The following is a 17,018-nucleotide window of genomic DNA, read 5'->3' as shown; positions in this document are numbered from 1 at the left end:
GCTTACTGCTCCTTTGCGGCCGCTTTGCGCACCCTGCCCCGCACGGGCTGGATGAAGTAAATCGCAAGCAGCAGGCATCCGAGAGTCAGCGCGCCATAGAAGAGGCAGTAGTACCAGAACGGATCAATGCTCGCCCAGAAGCTCTGCTGGTTGGCTATGCCCCGCAAGTCACGGACTGGCCCTTCATCAAAAATGTTCAGCATGGCAAGCACCGGATTGATGCTGTGCAACAGATCGGGCCAGATCGGCATAGGCGCAGAGGCGACCTGATTCATCCGGTTTTGATAGCGAATAAACTCGCGAATGATTTCCGCCAGCACACTGCTCCCGATGGCAATACCGAACGCCATGGCATAGGTGACAACCGTAGCAATTCCCGTGCGCTTGATGAGCGTCGACATGAGCACGCCGATGCTGCCGGCAGCAAACATGGTAATCGCATAAAAGCCGAATACTTTGACGAGTTGAAGCGGAGAGACACCCCCGTACAAAAAGACGATGGCGTACAGCGGAATCGTGGCAAAGACGAGAAAGGTCATGAAGCTGAGCGAGGCCAGCCATTTTCCCAAAATCAACCGCGTGGCGCTCACATTCGTCGTCAACAGGATGCTCAACGTCTGCCGTTCGCGCTCTCCCGAGATCACGCCGGCCGTCAGTCCCGGAACGACGAAACCGATCATGCCAAGCTGCATGACTGACAGCATCATGAACAGCTCCCGCGTCTCGCCAGGATTGTAGTAGCTGCCGCCGTTGGTCATGAAAAAGATCGCGAGCAAGGTCATGCTTCCCAGCACCAGCAAGTAAAAGAGAATGATCCACGGCGAGCGGTTCGTCCGCATCCGCATTTTCCACTCGTTGAACAGGACAGGGTTGCGCAATCGTCTCAGGACGTTCATGAGCCCACCCCTTTCGTAATTTCCAAAAAGATGTCTTCCAGATCGCCGACCGTTTCATTGAAAGCCGCCACCGGATAGCCTGCGACCGCAAGCTCCCGCAAAAGCTCCACCTGCTGCTCGTCGTTTCCCGCAAAGCTCGCGACCACCCAGCTCCCTTCCCGCGTCACGCTCGTAATGACAGGCATTTCGCGCAGGCGGGTCATCGCTTCCTCGAACTGTCCGGTCAGGCGGATGCGCAGCACTCGCTGCTCCTGCATTTTGGCGTAAATCTCGTCCACCCGGCCAAACGCCACCAGTGTCCCTTCCTCGATCACTCCGATGACGTCGCACATCTCGGCCAGCTCGGGCAAAATGTGCGAGCTGATAATGATCGTCTTGCCCATGTCGCGCAGCTCTTTCAAAATCTCCCGCAGCTCAATCCGCGCCCGCGGGTCCAGGCCGGAAGCAGGCTCATCCAAGATCAGCACTTCCGGGTTGTGCACAAGCGAACGGGCAAGCCCGAGCCGCTGCTTCATCCCCCGCGACAAAGAGTCGACGTAGGCATCCCGCTTGTGGCTGAGATTGACCAGATCGAGCAGTTGGGGAATGATCTGCTTTCGCTGCGCCGCCGGAATATCGTAGTTCGCTCCGTAAAAATCAAGGTACTCCTCTGCCGTCAAATTGTCGTAGACGCCGAAAAAGTCCGGCATGTAGCCGATCAGCTTGCGCACTTCCTTCGGGTGGCTCGTCACCTCGTAGCCGCCCACGTACGCCTTGCCGCTCGTCGGGGCAAGCAAGGTGGCCAAAATGGACATCGTCGTCGATTTTCCCGCCCCGTTCGGACCGACGAAGCCAAACACCGTGCCTTTTTCAATATCCATCGTCAAGTTCTTCAACGCCTGCATTTTCCCGTAGCTCTTGCACAAATTGCGGATTTGAATCACAGCGGGCTCACCTTCCCTTCCACACTGACGTTCGGAATGCCGATGTGGCGCTGATCGGGCAGTTGATGGGCAAACTTGATGCGCAGCATGCCGTCGGCCGAGACATAGTCAGCGGCCTTGTCGCCTGTCATGACATTGTTGTTGAACGCTTTTTCATACAGATCGTAGGCTTTTGTCTTCCAGTTGTACACTTCTTTGGCAAACGTCGTGTTGTCATCGGACCAGGTGTACAGGTACACGTTGGTAATCGCCAGCTTTTTGCCTTCCTGGCTCAGATTGATGTCAAATGTGATATCTCCTGCCTCGAGACGGTAGCCGTCGCCCTCATCCACTACCGGAACGGAGCTGCCTGCCAGCGTGACGTCAAATGTCCCTGTCGGGTAGTACACATGCCCGTCCTTGGACGGCTGCACCTTCAGCTCCGAAGTGACCAGGGCGATGCTGTCTGTCTTGGCGTTTTCTGGCTGCACGGCGGCATCGACAACCGGCTGGTTGGTCCAGCCCACGATTCTGACGATTTCAGACTGGTTGCCTCTGCGCCCGGTCATTTCCAGCATCTCGATCATGACCTGCTCGCGCGTCCGCTCGTTTTGGAAGGAGCGCATATGCGCAGGCAAGGCCTGCATGGCATACGACTGTCGATGCCCGAATCTCGCCTGTGCGGACGGCTGGAAAGGCAGATTGACCTCTGCGCTCGCCCCCGGAGCCAGCTCCGGTATTTCCTGCAGTTGGCTTCCCGAGAAAATCGTCAGGTCGCGCAGGGCGAATTTGGTCTTGTTCGTGACGGTTCCTTTCAACGTGCCTTCGCTGTAGGACAGATTCGACTCGAAGCTGCCCACATCCGAAATCGTTTGCTCTGTCGCCACCTTGCGCGTCGACCAGAACTCTACGTCGCGGAACTGCACTTCGGTTTGATCGCTTTGGGCGAACGCCCATATTTTCGGAATTTCGTTGGCCCGGTTTCGCTCCAGCACCGGCTGGGTTTGGCCTTGGCCTTTTACGGTCAGGCGGTAATCGCCACTGCTCGGGACAAAAAACGAGGTCACGCTGTTCACTTTTGCTTGTCCGTCGTTTTGCAACTGGACGAAGCCCGTCTGGTGAATCAGCACCCCTTCGCCGCGCTGCATGGCGCCAAACGAGAAAATTCCGATTCCCGTAAGCAGCGACAGCGACGGGACGACGACCCACATGTAGCTTTGCTTGCGCCATGCCCGCAAAATGAAAAACAGGATCGGCCCGGCAATCAGGGCGTACACGCCAAAAAACAGCGCAAACCAACTGACCTCGGGAATTTTCAGGGCCGGATTCATGTCGGCTGCGTCATGCAGCGGCCAGATGCGGTCAAACGATGAAGACTTGTAGTCGTTAAGCGAGGAGCCAAACGCCTTGAGCAAAAGGTCGGACCAGAACCGGCCATTCCCCGCCCAGCTCGCGACAGGCTCTTCCGCGAGGTCGTAGGCGGCGTACAGCACCTTGCCTTCGCCGACGCTGTGGACGGCAAACAGCGGAATCGCTCCTTCGCTGTACAACACGTTGCCTGCCTTCAAAGTACCGCTGCTGACGGTAAACGGTGCCGTCAAGCCGATCGGGTTCGTTTTCTCCGCCTTCATGCTGGCAAGCGTCTTCACACTCGTCACCTGGTTCACTTCTACAGGAGACAGGTCAGCCAGCGCCCCGGCTGTTTTCCGGTACTGGGCGCCCCCTGCCAGAACGAGCTTGCCGCCTGATTTGGTCCAGTCGCGTATCGCCTGAATCTGCTGTTCATTCAACGAGTCCAGCGCGAAGTTGTTCAGCACGAGCATGCTGAGCATTTGCATCTGCGCGCCGGATGTCGGAACATGCTCCGGCTTCATCGGCACTGTTTTGACGTCGTTGGGAAAAGTATCCTTTGGCAGCATCCCCAAAAAATTGGCCGTATCGGCACTTTGCGCCAGCACCCCGATCATCAGGGTGTCGTAGCTGTACCGTCTGCCGCTTACAGGGGCTTTCGCCACGATCTTGTCTTTTTCCATCAGCGCCACGTATGTACTGCTGTCAAGCTCCGAGCCGGGGACCATGATCGTCACCTGCTTGGTCGCGCCTTTGGCAATGGACACTGGCTGGTAATAGGCGACAGAATACTGGTTGTTTCCCCTGTTTCCTGTCGCCACCATCAGGTCGCCTTCCACATCGGTGCCTCCGTTTGTCGCGGTCACCACGACTGGCACCAGCCCCTCTTCCCTGTACACTCCGTCGATCCCCACGCTCACGCCCAACTGGATCGTTCCTTCTGCCAGGGCGATTGCTCCCGGATGGGCGTGTCCCCACACCAGCAGCAGGAGGAGCGTACACGTGGAAAGAAGCCATCGTTTGCACTTCGCCGTTTTCATTCGCTTAAAACCCCCATGGTCTATTCGTTTGCAGCTCATTCGCCTTTTTACTACACGTATAGACGTTTGGGGCAGACAAAAAGCTACAGTTTATTTTGAAAAGGAGAGCGATTGCGTAAAGCCCGGCGCAAAAGCAAAAGGCCGCCAAACCGAAAACCACCTCACGCTAGGCGAGGTGGCTGGGGCAAACGGCTTCGGTTTCTTCGGTAACGTCATAGCTCGCGTCGTCAATCCGCGACGGGTCAAACATGTCGGCGATCGCCTGGTGCACGTGCGGCGGATATTCGGCGAGGCGGTGGCAAAGGTACAAGTACCACTCGGTTCCGTACGTCAAGTACAGCCGGACAGGCACGCCCCGTTTGCGCAAGTCCCGGGCCAGTTCGGGCCGCACGCCGTAGAGCAGCTCCGCCTCCACTTGCGGACGATGCCAATACCCGCGCTCGTTCAGCACGTCGACCAGCGCCTGGTCGTGCGTCGCCAGAGCGCATTCGTGACCAGCCTCCACACACATGTCCGCGAGCAGCAAATACCGCTCGTTCAGCTCGGAGGACCTCGCCAGCGCCAGCTCCGGCGGCTCCTGAAACGCGCCTTTGACCAGGCGGATTTTGCCCGGCAGATGCAGCAGGCGCTTCAGATCAGCCACGGAACGGTGCAGATGGGCCTGGAGCGTAATCCCGATATTGTCGTGCCGCTCCGTCAACCGCTCGTACATCTGCAAAATCGCCTCGGTCTTCGCTGACTCCTCCATGCTAATCATCAAATACTGCCCGTGCGCCTTGGCGCATTCCGCCATCTCCGCCACATGCTCAAACGCTGTCTTCGGCTGAAACAACAGCCCCAGATGCGACAGATCAAACGAGATGTTGGCCATAGTGTCCAGCCGGGAGCAGTCTGTGGCAAGTTGCAAAAATTCCTGCTTGACGAGCTGCGCCTCTCCTCGGTCCATCGTATTTTCGCCGATGTGCTCGACGGAGAGCAAATAGCCGCTTTGCTTCAGCCTGGCCGCGACACGCATCGCGTCTTCGCGCGTCTCTCCCGTCACGTAGCGCTTTGCTGCGGCCAACAGCATCCGGTACAGCTTGGGCGTGTTCTGTACAAACTCTTTCATGCCCGCATCCCGGGCGATCGCTTTCAATACATGGGCGGTCATCTTTTCCTGATCGGTCAAGGCTCTCTCTCCTTTGGCTGGGGGATTTTCTTCTCTTCTCTCACCCTACCATGGTAAGCTTGTGTCGATCAGATCCAGTTTGCTGTTGTTTTGACAGAACCAGTTGTACAAGGAGGCCCGCTCGCCTTGCTGTGGATTGACATTGATCGGGACAAGCCGATTCCTTTGACCAGACAGCTTTATTCTGAATTTCGCGACAAAATACTGCGCGGCGAGTGGACCGCCGGCTTCAAGCTGCCTTCCACCCGCAAAATGGCGCAGGAGCTGCGCATATCCAGAAACGTCGTCATCGAAGCCTACGACCAGCTTTTTGCCGAAGGGTATATCGAGAGCAGGCAAGGCTCCGGCTACTTCGTTGCCCCCGGCATTTATCTGGAGCAGTTCGCTCGCGGCACAGACCTCCCGCAACCCTCGCCTGGCGATCAGTCGGAAGGACTCATTGATTTTCGTTCCGGTGTGCCTGACCTGGAACATTTTCCGCGCAGCCTGTGGGGCAAAACAGTCCAACGGGTCTGCCAGGACGCCCCTTTGTCGGCATTCGGCTACAATCGGCCGGAGGGCCGCGCCGAGCTGCGCGATGTGCTCAGCCGCTATCTGTATCGGACGCGCGGCGTGCAGTGCGCGCCGGAGCGAATCGTTATGACCTCCGGCGCTACCCAGGCGCTCATGCTGATCGCCAAAGTGTTGCTTGCGCCTGAAAGCCGCGTGCTCATTGAAGACCCGATCACGCAGGACATCCAGACGATTTTCGCGTCGACGGGAGCCAGGCTCTGTCCGGTTCCGGTCGACGCCTGCGGAATGGCTATGGACAAGCTGTCCGCTACGCCGGTCAACGCCGCCCCCAGCTTTGTGTTCGTGACGCCCTCCCACCAGTTTCCGCTCGGAACCACGCTGACGATCCAGCGCCGAATCCAGTTGATTCAGTACGCGCGCTCGGTCGATTGCTACATCGTCGAGGACGACTACGACAGCGAGTTCCGCTACGAGAGTCCGCCGATCAGCTCGATTCAGGGGCTTGCTCCCGAACGGGTCATCTACATCGGCTCCTTCAGCAAAATTTTGTCGCCCGGTCTGCGGCTCGCCTACCTCGTCCTGCCGGAAGCTCTGGTGGAGCGCTACCAAAAAGCGAAATGGCTGACCGACCTGCATACGCCTTCCATCGACCAGTTGGCGCTTGCCCGCTTCATCGAGGAAGGCCATCTGGAAAAGTACGTCACCCGGATGAAAAAGCTGTACAAAAAGCGCCGCCAATGCCTGACCGACGCCTTGCGCGACACGTTTGGCGATCAGGTCGCCATCTGGGGCGAGGCCGCCGGGCTGCATATCGTCGCTGCTTTTTCGCACGTCCGGTTCACGCCGGATGTTGTGGCTGCGCTGGAAGCAGCAGGCGTGCGCGTCTATCCGGTGGAGGAGCACACGATTGCAAAAGGCAGGCACGCGGACAAGATCGTGCTCGGGTACGGCAATGTTGGCGAGGAAAAAATCGCGGAAGGGGTCGCGCGGCTGGAAAAAGGGTTGGCGCTGCACGGCATGCATGGCTGAGCCGCCGTCTGTGCCTCGCAAGCCGACTTTCCTGTTTTCCTGTCAGCGCGCGCACGACAAACAAGAGCCAAACTCCTTTATGTCAGGAGATTTGGCTCTTTTCTCTATCGTTTTTGCCTGCACTTACGCATTATCAAGAGATTACCAATGACGACGTCCGCAGCACTGAGGCGGACAATGCCGACAGTGATCGGGGCATCTCCGTCTGCGATTCCAGTCTTGCCCTCTGCCTCTGCCGTGATCCCGGCCTGGCGGGCGTTGTCCATCCCGCTGCGAAGGATAGTAGGAAGAGTGTCCATACGAAGAAGAAGAGTTCGATGACGTCCAGTTTGAGCTTGGATAATACATGCTGTCGCCTTCTTTCCTCATTGATTTTTGATGACTATATGTATATATGCAGGGGTGCATTCACCCGCATAGACTAGTATCTTGCGCAAGGGAAAATCAGGTGTCTACCTATGTTTTCTATCACTTGCCATCTACCTATTGACGGGATGATGGTCTACAAAAAAATGGAAAAAACCGGAGCATCCCTTTACGGAATGTCCGGCTTTTGACGGTGTTCGTCGCGGTTTTCCTACGATTTCGCCCACAGCTCTCTGCGCGAGGTGGTGACAGAGGTAGCACCCGCCTGCAGAGCCCGATCCACGTCTTCCTTCGTACGGATGAAGCCGCCTGCAATGACCGGAATCTTCGTCCGTTCGGTAATCTCCTCGATCAGATGCGGAATAATCCCCGGCAGCACCTCGACGTAGTCGGGTTTTGTCCGCTCCAGTTGCGTCAGGCTGCTGTCCAGCGCCATCGTGTCGATGAGAAAAAGACGTTGGATGGAAATCAGCCCTTTTTTCTTCGCGGCCAAGATCACACTGTTTCTCGTCGTGATGATTCCGTCAGGCTTTACTTCCTGTGCAAGAAAATCCATCGCGTACTCATCCGACTTCAAACCGTCGATGAGATCGGCGTGAATCAGCAGCTTTTTCCCAAACGCCCGCGCGCGTTTGCCCAGCGGCTTGACTTGGGCGATATGGGCATTCAGCAAAATAATGCGCTCGTAGCACGTCTCCATCAGTTCATCAAATTCCTTCAGTGTTCGCGCAGCCGGAAGAATAGGCTGATTAATCTGGTTGGCCAATCAGGAGTCACCCCTATAGAAATGTTTTGGCAAGATGGTATTCCTCGGCAAAAGCTTTCCATTCACGGTCTTTGCGCTCTGCATCCCAATGCAGCTCTTTGGCAAGCTCATCCATTACCCGAGGATATACGGCTTCCAGCGAGTCTCGTTCAAAAAACAGTCGGCCGGTGCGGCGAATCAAAAAGTCGCTCGCGGTCATGACCATTTCTTCATCCAGTGCGTAATGCAGCTCGGCCAAAAGCAGTGCCTCTGCCGCCGTCTGCGTCTGGTCTTGCTCCATATATTCCAGACACTTCGTTACTATTTTTTCGCTGTTGCTGCCAAACTTTCCTACAAGCACGCGAATTTGTTCTTCGCCGATGCCCGCTGCGCCAAGCCGCTCCGCCTGCTTTTTCACATAGGCAGGGATCATGCTGGCAGAGGCGAAGTTGCCGCCAGCAAGCACGATCTTGTCCGTCTGGCAAGGCTTGAACGATCTGCCTTCTTCTTCTGCAAGCTGTTTGGCCACGACGTCGACGATGCGCTCCGCCATCTTGCGGAAGCCCGTCAGCTTGCCGCCCGCAATCGTAATCAGCCCGCTTTTGGAGTAAAAAATCTCATCCTTGCGCGACAGCTCGGACGGGGATTTGCCGTCCTCGTGAATGAGCGGCCGCAGCCCTGCCCAGCTCGAGCTGACATCCTGCTCGGTCAGCTTTACGGTCGGGAACATTTCGTTGGCGGCCCGCAGCACGTATTCCATATCTTCGCGAGTCACGGTCGGCCGCTCCAGCACGCCCTGGTAGTTCGTGTCGGTCGTGCCGATATACGTACTGTTATTCCGCGGAATCGCGAACAGCATGCGCCCGTCGGATACGTCGAAGTAAACGGACTGCTTGAGCGGCAGCCGGTTGTACGGAACGACCAGGTGGACACCTTTTGTCAGATGGAGTCTTTTGCCGTACAGCGACTTGTCTTTTTCCCTGAGCTGATCCACCCAAGGACCTGCGGCGTTGACGATTTTTTTGGCGTGCATGGCGTACTCGGTGCCCGTGAGCAAGTCTTTCGCGCGAATCCCTGTCACTTTGCCGTTTTCATACAAAAACTCTGTCGCTTCCGTATAGTTCACGCACAAAGCGCCATGCGAGCGGGCTGTCTTCATGACCTCGATCGTCAGACGGGCATCGTCCGTCCGGTATTCGAAGTAGAGCCCGCCCCCCTTCAAAATATCTGTGCGCAACAGCGGCTCTGCCTCCATCGTCTGCTTTTTGTTCAGCATGATGCGGCGCTCTTTGCGCTCGACTCCGGCCAACACGTCGTAAATGTACAACCCGATGGAGGTAGCGAGCTTGCCGTACGTTCCTTTTTCCACAATCGGCAAAATCATTTTTTCCGGAATGACGATGTGCGGGGCATTGCGGTACAAAATCGCCCGCTCCCTGCCGACTTCACGCACGAGCTGCACGTCGCCCTGCTTCAAATAGCGCAGGCCTCCGTGGACGAGCTTCGTCGAGCGGCTGCTCGTGCCTGCGGCGAAGTCCTGCTTTTCCACCAGCCCTACACTCAAACCGCGCGAAGCAGCGTCCAGCGCGATGCCCGCTCCTGTCACACCGCCGCCGATAATCAAAAGATCAAAGCGCTTGCCCGCCATTTCTTCCAAACATGTCTGACGCGTTCTTGCTGACAATGTTCGTTGATCGTTCATGGTTGTTTTCATCCTTTCTATAACGAAAAAACAAAAAACAGCCAATATCCAAAAGAAGCAACGAAATCGTCCATTGCCCTTTTGATACTGGCTGTCTCCACGGTCTCCACAGCAATTTATTAACTTATCTTTACTCTATTCCTCTTTGGCGCAAAAATCAATGCCTAATCTTGTAACCCATCGTCGCTTGTACGGCCTGCTTCCAGCCTTCGTACAGCTCCTGGCGTTTTTGCTCCGGCATATCCGGCACAAACGAGCGCTCCACCACTTTGTTGTGGACGATGTCTTCCTTGCTGTTCCAGTAGCCGACAGCAAGCCCTGCGAGGTAGGCAGCCCCGAGCGCAGTCGTCTCATTCACGCGCGGACGCTCCACCTCTGTCGCCAGGATGTCGGACTGGAACTGCATCAGGAAGTTGTTGGCTACCGCTCCGCCGTCTACCGCCAGCTTTTGCAGCTTGATGCCGGAATCGGCCTCCATCGCCTCCAGCACGTCGCGCGTCTGGTACGCGAGCGATTCCAGCGCCGCCCGAATCAGATGATCCTCGGTCGTTCCGCGGGTCAGGCCGAAGATCGCGCCGCGCGCCTCCATGTCCCAATACGGTGCGCCCAGCCCGACAAACGCCGGAACCATGTAAACGCCGTCTGTGCTGTCAACAGCCAGCGCATGCTTTTCCGAATCGGACGATTTCTCAATCAGCTTCAGACCGTCGCGCAGCCATTGAATCGCTGCTCCTGCCACGAAGATGCTGCCTTCCAGCGCGTACTCCACCTTGCCGTCTACGCCCCAGGCAATCGTGGTCAGCAATCCGTTTTTCGAGGCTACTGCTTTTTCCCCTGTGTTCATCAGCATGAAGCATCCGGTTCCGTACGTGTTCTTGGCCGCTCCCTCTGCAAAGCACGCCTGCCCGAACAAAGCTGCCTGCTGGTCTCCGGCGATCCCGGCAATCGGAATTTGCACCTGGAACACTTTTTCATCGGTATAGCCGTACAGCTCGCTGGATGGGCAGACGCGCGGCAGCATGCTTTTCGGAACTTGCAGCATGGAAAGCAGCTCCCCGTCCCACTCCAAGGTGTGGATGTTGAACAGCAACGTGCGCGAAGCATTGGAATAGTCTGTCACATGGACGCTGCCGTTCGTCAGCTTCCAAATCAGCCACGTGTCGATCGTTCCGAACAACAGGTCGCCTCGCTCTGCTTTTTCCCGAGCGCCTTCTACGTGGTCGAGCATCCATTTGACCTTCGTCCCGGAAAAATAGGCGTCGATCAAAAGACCTGTTTTCTCGCGGACGGTCTGTTCATAGCCTTGCTCTTTCAACTGGTTGCAAATGTCAATGGTCTGTCTGCTCTGCCAAACGATTGCATTGTAGATCGGCTTTCCGGTGTGGCGATCCCAGACAACGGTCGTCTCGCGCTGGTTGGTGATGCCAATACCCGCGATTTGCTCCGGCTTCACGTGGTTTTCCAGCAAAACCGCTTTCAGCACTTCCAGTTGGGACTCCCAAATTTCCTCGGCGTTGTGCTCTACCCAGCCTGGCTTGGGGTAAATTTGCGTAAATTCTTTTTGGGCCACCCCGATGATCGCGCCGGATTTATCGAATAAAATCGCACGGGAGCTTGTTGTTCCCTGGTCGAGCGAGAGCATGTATTTGTTGTCCATAGCGGCTGTTCCTCCTTATAATAGAAACATTGGATCTGATCTTTTTACTTGCGACAGGGACTTTTCCCTGCTTCTTTTTTTTGAGACGGAATCGGGCTTTCGCCGCCGCTTACGAATGCGATTGGGAATGCGCCCGATCTGCTGCCAGATTTTTGCCGCTCGCCTGGGCAGCATTTGTCTTTTTGCTCGCCATCCCGACTGCCATCGCGATGACCATGAATACGGCCAGGGCCACCACTCCGGTCAGGCTGTGGTCGGTAAACGTCCACTTGTAGAAAAAGGCACCGCACACCGCACCGATGATCGGCCCCACGACGGGAATCCAGGCGTAGCCCCAGTTGGAGTGGCCTTTTCCGTGAATCGGCAGGAGGGCGTGGGCGATTCGCGGCCCGAGGTCACGCGCCGGGTTGATCGCATAGCCCGTCGTTCCGCCGAGAGACAAGCCGATGGCGACAATCAGGAAGCCGACGACAAACGGATTCAATCCTTCTGCAAATTTATTCGCACCGATGGCCAGAAGACCAAGCACCAGGAAAAACGTACCTAAAATTTCACTGAACAAGTTGGCAACTGTATGTGGAATCGCTGGTCCGGTTGCGAATACCCCCAATTTTGCTGCCGGGTCGTCTGTCTCGCGCCAGTGCGGATAGTAAAAAATCCAGACAAACGTCGCACCCATAAATGCACCGACAAATTGCGCCAACACGTAGCCCGGCACCTGCTCCCACGCAAACTGCCCGATGCTCGCCAGCGCAATCGTGAGCGCAGGATTCAGATGCGCGCCGCTGATGCTGCCAACTGCGTATGCACCGCACGCTACGGCAAGCCCCCAGCCGAGTGTAATGACGATCCAGCCGCCATTTTGCGAGTATGCTTTTTTCAGGTTTTGGCCTGCGCATACCCCTGCCCCCAAAATAATCAGGATCATTGTCCCGACCAATTCTCCTACGTAAGCAGACATGTCCTTACCCCCTTTTTTGAAAAACGACCATGTAAACCAGCCGAAAAATCGCAATGAAACCGTTTTCTAAAGCGCTTACATTTCACCCAACTCCTTTTTGTTTTTTTGTGGAGAAAACAAAAAAGCCAATACTCGCAAAAACGCAGGGCGCTGCCCTCTTTTTGCAAATATTAGCTGATCTCCCAATCTCCACAGCACTATTAACTTATGTCCTACTATATAGTGGACACGTAAAATCTGTCAAGAATCCGTTTTCTTTCCTGTCGCAAACGGCTTTGCTCATGGCTGCCTTTCCGCTTCGCCTGCAGCTTGAAGCCTTTTTCCCGCTGCTTGCCGTCCTGACCAACTCCGGCAGAAAAAACAGCGGGTAGATCAGCAAAAACAGGTTCGGCAGCCACCACGACCAGTCGAAGTCGGCTTTGAACGCCCAAAAAGCAATCGCCTGCAGGCCGGAGCAAAATGTGAGCACAAGTGAGACGAGTGCTATCGGCTTCCAGCGCTCACTCCCCCGCCGATAGCAGTAGAGGCTCGCGAAGCCCGTGAGCGATACAAGCATGTCGAGCGGAAAAAAGGACAGATTCCACGCCACCAGATTCGGATCGCGGTAGTCCTGGTACATGTACTCCGCAGGCAACAGCCGGAGAAACACAATCGCCCAATAGACGATGAACGCCACATCGGTCAGCCAGAAAAACACGAACAGCCTGGGCGCAGTTCTGCTCATTCGGCCGTCATTCCCGCGTCTTGCTGCGCTTTTGCAGGCTGCTGGGCATGGGCGCCGTCACTGAGATTCAGCAGGACACAGCCCACGATAATCAGCGCGACCGCCACCACCTTTTTCACGGTAAACGCATCCTTGAAAAAGAGAACGCCGATCACAGCGATCATCGCCGTTCCCAGCCCGGACCAGATCGCATACGCGGTGCCCACTTCCATTTCTTTCAGCGCCAGGCTCAGCGAGGAAAAGCACAGCACGTAAAACACAAACATCAACACAGTCGGAATCGGCCTGCTCAGCCCTTCCGACAGCTTCATCGAAGTCGTTCCCGCCACCTCCAGCAAAATCGCCAGCAGCAAATACACCCAACTCATTTTCCCGTTTCCCCTCTCGTCGCTGGCGCAGCCAATACGCCGCCGAGCAAAATATCAATCATCGCGTCCAGCGCCTCCCCGATCGTCATCTGATGCCGACCGGACAATTGCTGGTCAATCAGTTGATCGAGCGCTCCCGTGTACATCAAAATCAAAATCGGAAGCTGAACCGGGCGAAACACGCCAGCTTCGACGCCCTGCTCAAGCAGCACGCGGACATGCTCCCACTCTTCCTGGTAGACTTCCTCCACCATTTTCCACTGCGCGGGATAATAGCGCTTCAACTCGTACCAGACGCGCAAATCCGTCCGGGCAAAGCCGCTCGGCACCAATGCCAGCAGCTCGCGCATCTTTTCCGTCAAATCCAGGTTCGGATCATGCAAAATCCGGTCTTCGCTCGCCTTCAATTCCTCGATGCTGTCGGCAATGAGCCTGGCGATGAGCACCTCTTTGGAAGGAAAGCACGCGTACAACGTTTTCGTGCTGATCCCCGCCCGCCGAGCCAAATCCGCCATCGTAAAGCGAATGCCTCGCGTCTCGATCTCCTGTTGGGCGCATTGCAAAATTCGCTCCTGCATTTCCGCGCGAACCCCCTCGCACTCGTAAAACAAGGAAAATATTTTGTTTTCTATATTTTCCTATGGCTACAAATAGCATACTCACCTGCTCCCCTGATGTCAACTGCCCTCAAACCAGGCTTGGTGCAAAGCCGCAATTCCCGGCTCGATCTGGTCGAGCGCAATGCCGGAAAAGCCGAGAAAAAACTCCTTGGGCATCTCCGCCGGCGGCTTCAGCCACGTAAAAGCCGCAGACGATGCGCGAATCCCCGCCTGAATCGCCAGCCGCTTCAACTCTTCCTCCGGGCGCTCGCTGTACACGCGCAGCAAGACGTGAAAGCCCGCATCCGCCCCGATCACGGACGCCCGCTCGCCGAAATGCTTATGGACCGCCGCCAGCAAGGCGTCGTGCTTTTTGCGATACAGGCTGCGCATTTTGCGGACGTGCTTTTCCAGGTGGCCTTTTTGCATAAAAATCTCCATCGTCCGCTGATGCAGCCGCGACGCGGATTGTTCCAGCAACGTGTCGTGCAGCAGGGTGAAATACGCGTCCAGCAAGGAAGGCGGCAGCACCATGTACCAGATGCCGAGCGCCGGAGCCATCACCTGCGCGAAGCCGCCCATGTAAATGACATTGGTCTGCGGCAACAGCCCTTGCAGGGCGGGAATCGGCCTGCCGTGGTAGCGAAACTCGCCATCGTAGTCGTCCTCGACGATGTAGCCGCCGACGCTTTGCGCCCAGTCCAAAAGCTTCAACCGCTTGGATACAGGCATAATCATCCCGCGCGGAAATTGGTGCGAGGGCGACATGACGGCAAGGCGCACCCCTGATTCGTACAGCTCGTCTACGCAGATTCCGTCTGCTGCAAGCGAGATCGGCACCACTTCATACCCGTGCTGGCGAAACGTATTGGCATACAGCAAATAGCCCGGATTTTCCACCGCGATCCGCTGAAGCTGCGGCCGCAGCATCAGACAGATCAGCGACAGCAGCCCAAACTGGTCCGCGCCAATGACGATCTGGTCCGGCGTGCAGACGACGCCGCGGTACCTGCGCACGTAATCGGCAATTTGCTGGCGCAGTCCCGGCTCGCCCTGCGGATCGCCGTAAAAAAGCTCCTCCTGCCGCTCGCCGCCAAGCACCTGATTGTACAGCCGCCGCCAGAGCGTGTGCGGAAACAGCGAAAAATCGTTTTGCGACATGTGAAAATCGTATCGGTACTTGCGGTTGTCACGCAGGAGCGGTCTGCTCCATTCGGGCTGTTCGGACACCCCTTGCCCTTTTGGCGTAAGCTCGGGGTCAGGCAGCTTCTCCACGAAGTAGCCGCTGCGCGGCCTGCTTCGGATGAACCCTTCGGCCAAAAGCTGCTGGTACGCCATTTCCACAGGCGTCGTGCTCAAACCGAGAGCATCTGCCAGCTTGCGCACGGACGGCAGCCGCGTTTTTTCTGCCAGCCTGCCTGCAATGATTTCGTTTTTGAGGAACGTGTACAGTTGCACGTATTGCGGTTCGTTTCCGTTTTCGTCCCATTTGGGCGTCAAGAGCATCGGTCATCTGTCCTTTTGATTTTTGCAAAACTGTGCATTTTCAAGTATACACTTGTTCGCTATGCTGGTGAAAAATGAAATCTGACAGGGAGGACACAAACGATGTCTACTCATCGAGAGCACCATGCTCCCGTCCGTTTTTTGCAGGGAGAACGCGTCTATCTGCGCCCGCTCGGACAGGACGATGTCGACTTTTACTACCAATCGCTCTACCACCCGGAAACGCGCAAACTGACAGGAACGCAAAAGCACTACACCCGCGAGCAAATCGCGCAATATCTGGCAAGCAAAGCACAGGATTCGTCCAGCGTGCTGTTGGCAATCGCCTTGTGCGAAAACGATCAGCTGATCGGCGACGTGCAGATCGGCGGCATCGACACGTACAACCGCAACGCTTTCATCCGCATCGCCATCCATCAGCCTGCGTATCAGAGCAAAGGGTACGGCAGTGAAGCGCTGCTGTTGATGCTCGACTACGGCTTCGGCATTCTCAACCTGCACCGCATCGAGCTGAACGTGTTCGCTTACAATGAACGTGCGATACGCGCTTATGAAAAGCTCGGCTTCCAGCGGGAGGGAGTGCAGCGGCAGGCGCTTTATTACGATCATCGTTATCATGATTCGATTCTGATGTCGATGCTGGCTGGTGAGTATCGGGAGAAGTATGGGAAGTAGAAGGCAGGGGAGACGTCCAAGAAGTACGGGTTCCACTAGTGTTTTATAATCGGAAGCTTGGCTATATCAACGTTTCTGACAGACAAAAGGGGCGTCTCGAAGTCGAAATAGCGACTTTTGAGACAACCCCTTTTCTCGTTTGTATCTTAGTGGATTGTTGGATTTACAAGTGAAGTTTGTCCCCATTTCGTCCCCCATTCCTGGATTTGTTCGAGAAATGCTCTCCCCGTCTTAATACACCACTTTCTTGCAAGAGTTACAGCTATCTATATTTAGGACTATTTGTCAACTTTCCCCATCAGGTCCTCTTAAGCTTACTAGCCACTCGCCTGATACTTTTTTCACCATGAAAGTTTGTTCTTTTTCTCTTATGATTTTCTGGACGCTGTTTTTCAGACTAGTATAGCTTATTAATACTTTCACCTCGGTTTCCGTATCATTTATTGCAGTTGCTTCATCAATTTTAAAATCGACTATTCTCGAATCCGCAACCGAACGTAAAAAATCCTCGCGCTCTGGGTAATAGCTATCAGCGTTCTTATAAACATACTCATATGCTGGCTCGCCTTGTTTATTTTTGATTAGAGTTAAATAACGTTCAATTGTATTTTCCGGTGTATTGTACCAAAAAAAATAGTATGCAAGAGATGCAAGCAGTAAAGCAATGCCGGTAATTGAAAAAAATATTAAATTGATTTTTTTCATCATATTGGAATTTGATGTATTTTTTTGCGAACTCAAGGAAATCCACCTCTTCCATTTATTTAGAATATTGTAATATAATTCTAGTATACTATTTTATTTGAAAAGGAGATAG

14 protein-coding genes and 1 pseudogene are annotated in these 17,018 nt (G+C 55.4%); 2 read left to right on the top strand and 13 right to left on the bottom strand.

Features of this window, described 5'->3' with window-relative positions:
- Positions 1 to 2 precede the first annotated feature (2 nt).
- The 4 genes from M655_RS04355 to M655_RS04340 all read right to left on the bottom strand — a co-directional run bounded on the left by M655_RS04355 (position 3) and on the right by M655_RS04340 (position 5,356).
- The gene (locus M655_RS04355; RefSeq protein ID WP_025848281.1) at positions 3 to 896 is read right to left on the bottom strand and encodes an ABC transporter permease; all 894 of its coding nucleotides are present in this window, start codon (positions 894 to 896) and stop codon (positions 3 to 5) included.
- Positions 893 to 1,819, bottom strand: coding sequence for an ABC transporter ATP-binding protein (locus M655_RS04350; RefSeq protein WP_025848279.1), 927 nt, complete (start codon positions 1,817 to 1,819; stop codon positions 893 to 895). The genes M655_RS04355 and M655_RS04350 overlap by 4 nt, the downstream gene beginning before the upstream one ends.
- Complete coding sequence (locus M655_RS04345) at positions 1,816 to 4,188, bottom strand: DUF8815 domain-containing protein (protein ID WP_026558019.1); 2,373 nt, start codon at positions 4,186 to 4,188, stop codon at positions 1,816 to 1,818. The genes M655_RS04350 and M655_RS04345 overlap by 4 nt, the downstream gene beginning before the upstream one ends.
- A 166-nt stretch (positions 4,189 to 4,354) precedes the next feature.
- A complete protein-coding gene (locus tag M655_RS04340) occupies positions 4,355 to 5,356 on the bottom strand; it encodes a proline dehydrogenase family protein (protein ID WP_026558020.1) in 1,002 nt (333 codons plus the stop codon).
- Positions 5,357 to 5,482: 126 nt separating this feature from the next.
- Here M655_RS04340 and pdxR (M655_RS04335) point away from each other — a divergent pair, with 126 nt between their 5' ends.
- Complete coding sequence (gene pdxR, locus M655_RS04335; protein WP_025848275.1) at positions 5,483 to 6,898, top strand: MocR-like pyridoxine biosynthesis transcription factor PdxR; 1,416 nt, start codon at positions 5,483 to 5,485, stop codon at positions 6,896 to 6,898.
- A 577-nt stretch (positions 6,899 to 7,475) separates the two neighbouring features.
- On the opposite strand, the gene M655_RS04330 is transcribed toward pdxR (M655_RS04335), so the two are convergent.
- From M655_RS04330 to pdxR (M655_RS04295), 8 genes and pseudogenes are all read right to left on the bottom strand, one after another.
- A complete protein-coding gene (locus M655_RS04330) occupies positions 7,476 to 8,030 on the bottom strand; it encodes a glycerol-3-phosphate responsive antiterminator (protein ID WP_005830658.1) in 555 nt (184 codons plus the stop codon).
- A 13-nt stretch (positions 8,031 to 8,043) separates the two neighbouring features.
- On the bottom strand, positions 8,044 to 9,711 hold the full coding sequence (locus M655_RS04325; RefSeq protein ID WP_026558021.1) for a glycerol-3-phosphate dehydrogenase/oxidase: 1,668 nt from the start codon (positions 9,709 to 9,711) through the stop codon (positions 8,044 to 8,046).
- Positions 9,712 to 9,868: 157 nt separating this feature from the next.
- On the bottom strand, positions 9,869 to 11,368 hold the full coding sequence (glpK, locus tag M655_RS04320; RefSeq protein WP_026558022.1) for a glycerol kinase GlpK: 1,500 nt from the start codon (positions 11,366 to 11,368) through the stop codon (positions 9,869 to 9,871).
- A gap of 109 nt (positions 11,369 to 11,477) precedes the next feature.
- Positions 11,478 to 12,329, bottom strand: a complete 852-nt coding sequence (locus tag M655_RS04315; protein ID WP_026558023.1) for an MIP/aquaporin family protein — start codon at positions 12,327 to 12,329, stop codon at positions 11,478 to 11,480.
- Positions 12,330 to 12,636: 307 nt separating this feature from the next.
- Positions 12,637 to 13,053, bottom strand: a pseudogene (locus tag M655_RS04310) (YvaD family protein); the annotation flags it as partial.
- Positions 13,050 to 13,421: a DMT family transporter gene (locus M655_RS04305; RefSeq protein WP_026558024.1), complete on the bottom strand. Its 372-nt coding sequence runs from the start codon at positions 13,419 to 13,421 to the stop codon at positions 13,050 to 13,052. The pseudogene M655_RS04310 and the gene M655_RS04305, both read right to left, overlap by 4 nt.
- The gene (locus tag M655_RS04300) at positions 13,418 to 13,999 is read right to left on the bottom strand and encodes a TetR/AcrR family transcriptional regulator (RefSeq protein WP_025848254.1); all 582 of its coding nucleotides are present in this window, start codon (positions 13,997 to 13,999) and stop codon (positions 13,418 to 13,420) included. The genes M655_RS04305 and M655_RS04300 overlap by 4 nt, the downstream gene beginning before the upstream one ends.
- 99 nt (positions 14,000 to 14,098) lie before the next feature.
- Positions 14,099 to 15,526 carry a MocR-like pyridoxine biosynthesis transcription factor PdxR gene (gene pdxR / locus M655_RS04295; protein ID WP_026558025.1) on the bottom strand — a complete coding sequence of 476 codons (1,428 nt, stop codon included), beginning with the start codon at positions 15,524 to 15,526 and terminating at the stop codon, positions 14,099 to 14,101.
- A gap of 102 nt (positions 15,527 to 15,628) precedes the next feature.
- Between pdxR (M655_RS04295) and M655_RS04290 the strand changes: the two genes are divergently transcribed.
- Entirely contained in the window at positions 15,629 to 16,201 is a 573-nt protein-coding gene (locus tag M655_RS04290; protein ID WP_007783000.1) for a GNAT family N-acetyltransferase, read from the top strand.
- 285 nt (positions 16,202 to 16,486) lie between these two features.
- On the opposite strand, the gene M655_RS04285 is transcribed toward M655_RS04290, so the two are convergent.
- Entirely contained in the window at positions 16,487 to 16,942 is a 456-nt protein-coding gene (locus M655_RS04285; RefSeq protein ID WP_007783002.1) for a hypothetical protein, read from the bottom strand.
- Positions 16,943 to 17,018: the final 76 nt, after the last annotated feature.

Origin of the sequence: Brevibacillus sp. NSP2.1 (assembly GCF_000470975.2) — a bacterium.
In the GTDB taxonomy this organism is placed as follows: Bacteria; Bacillota; Bacilli; order Brevibacillales; family Brevibacillaceae; genus Brevibacillus; species Brevibacillus agri.
Note: the sequence above shows the minus strand (reverse complement) of the source record. Positions and strands in the feature narration are given on the sequence as shown.

Excerpts from the sequence above, each read along its gene's own strand:
- M655_RS04290 (WP_007783000.1), top strand. The coding sequence starts at position 15,629 with ATGTCTACTCATCGAGAGCACCATGCTCCCGTCCGTTTTTTGCAGGGA.
- glpK (WP_026558022.1), bottom strand. The coding sequence starts at position 11,368 with ATGGACAACAAATACATGCTCTCGCTCGACCAGGGAACAACAAGCTCC.
- M655_RS04345 (WP_026558019.1), bottom strand. The coding sequence starts at position 4,188 with ATGAAAACGGCGAAGTGCAAACGATGGCTTCTTTCCACGTGTACGCTC.
- M655_RS04355 (WP_025848281.1), bottom strand. The coding sequence starts at position 896 with ATGAACGTCCTGAGACGATTGCGCAACCCTGTCCTGTTCAACGAGTGG.
- M655_RS04300 (WP_025848254.1), bottom strand. The coding sequence starts at position 13,999 with ATGCAGGAGCGAATTTTGCAATGCGCCCAACAGGAGATCGAGACGCGA.
- pdxR (WP_026558025.1), bottom strand. The coding sequence starts at position 15,526 with ATGCTCTTGACGCCCAAATGGGACGAAAACGGAAACGAACCGCAATAC.
- M655_RS04305 (WP_026558024.1), bottom strand. The coding sequence starts at position 13,421 with ATGAGTTGGGTGTATTTGCTGCTGGCGATTTTGCTGGAGGTGGCGGGA.
- M655_RS04325 (WP_026558021.1), bottom strand. The coding sequence starts at position 9,711 with ATGAACGATCAACGAACATTGTCAGCAAGAACGCGTCAGACATGTTTG.
- M655_RS04315 (WP_026558023.1), bottom strand. The coding sequence starts at position 12,329 with ATGTCTGCTTACGTAGGAGAATTGGTCGGGACAATGATCCTGATTATT.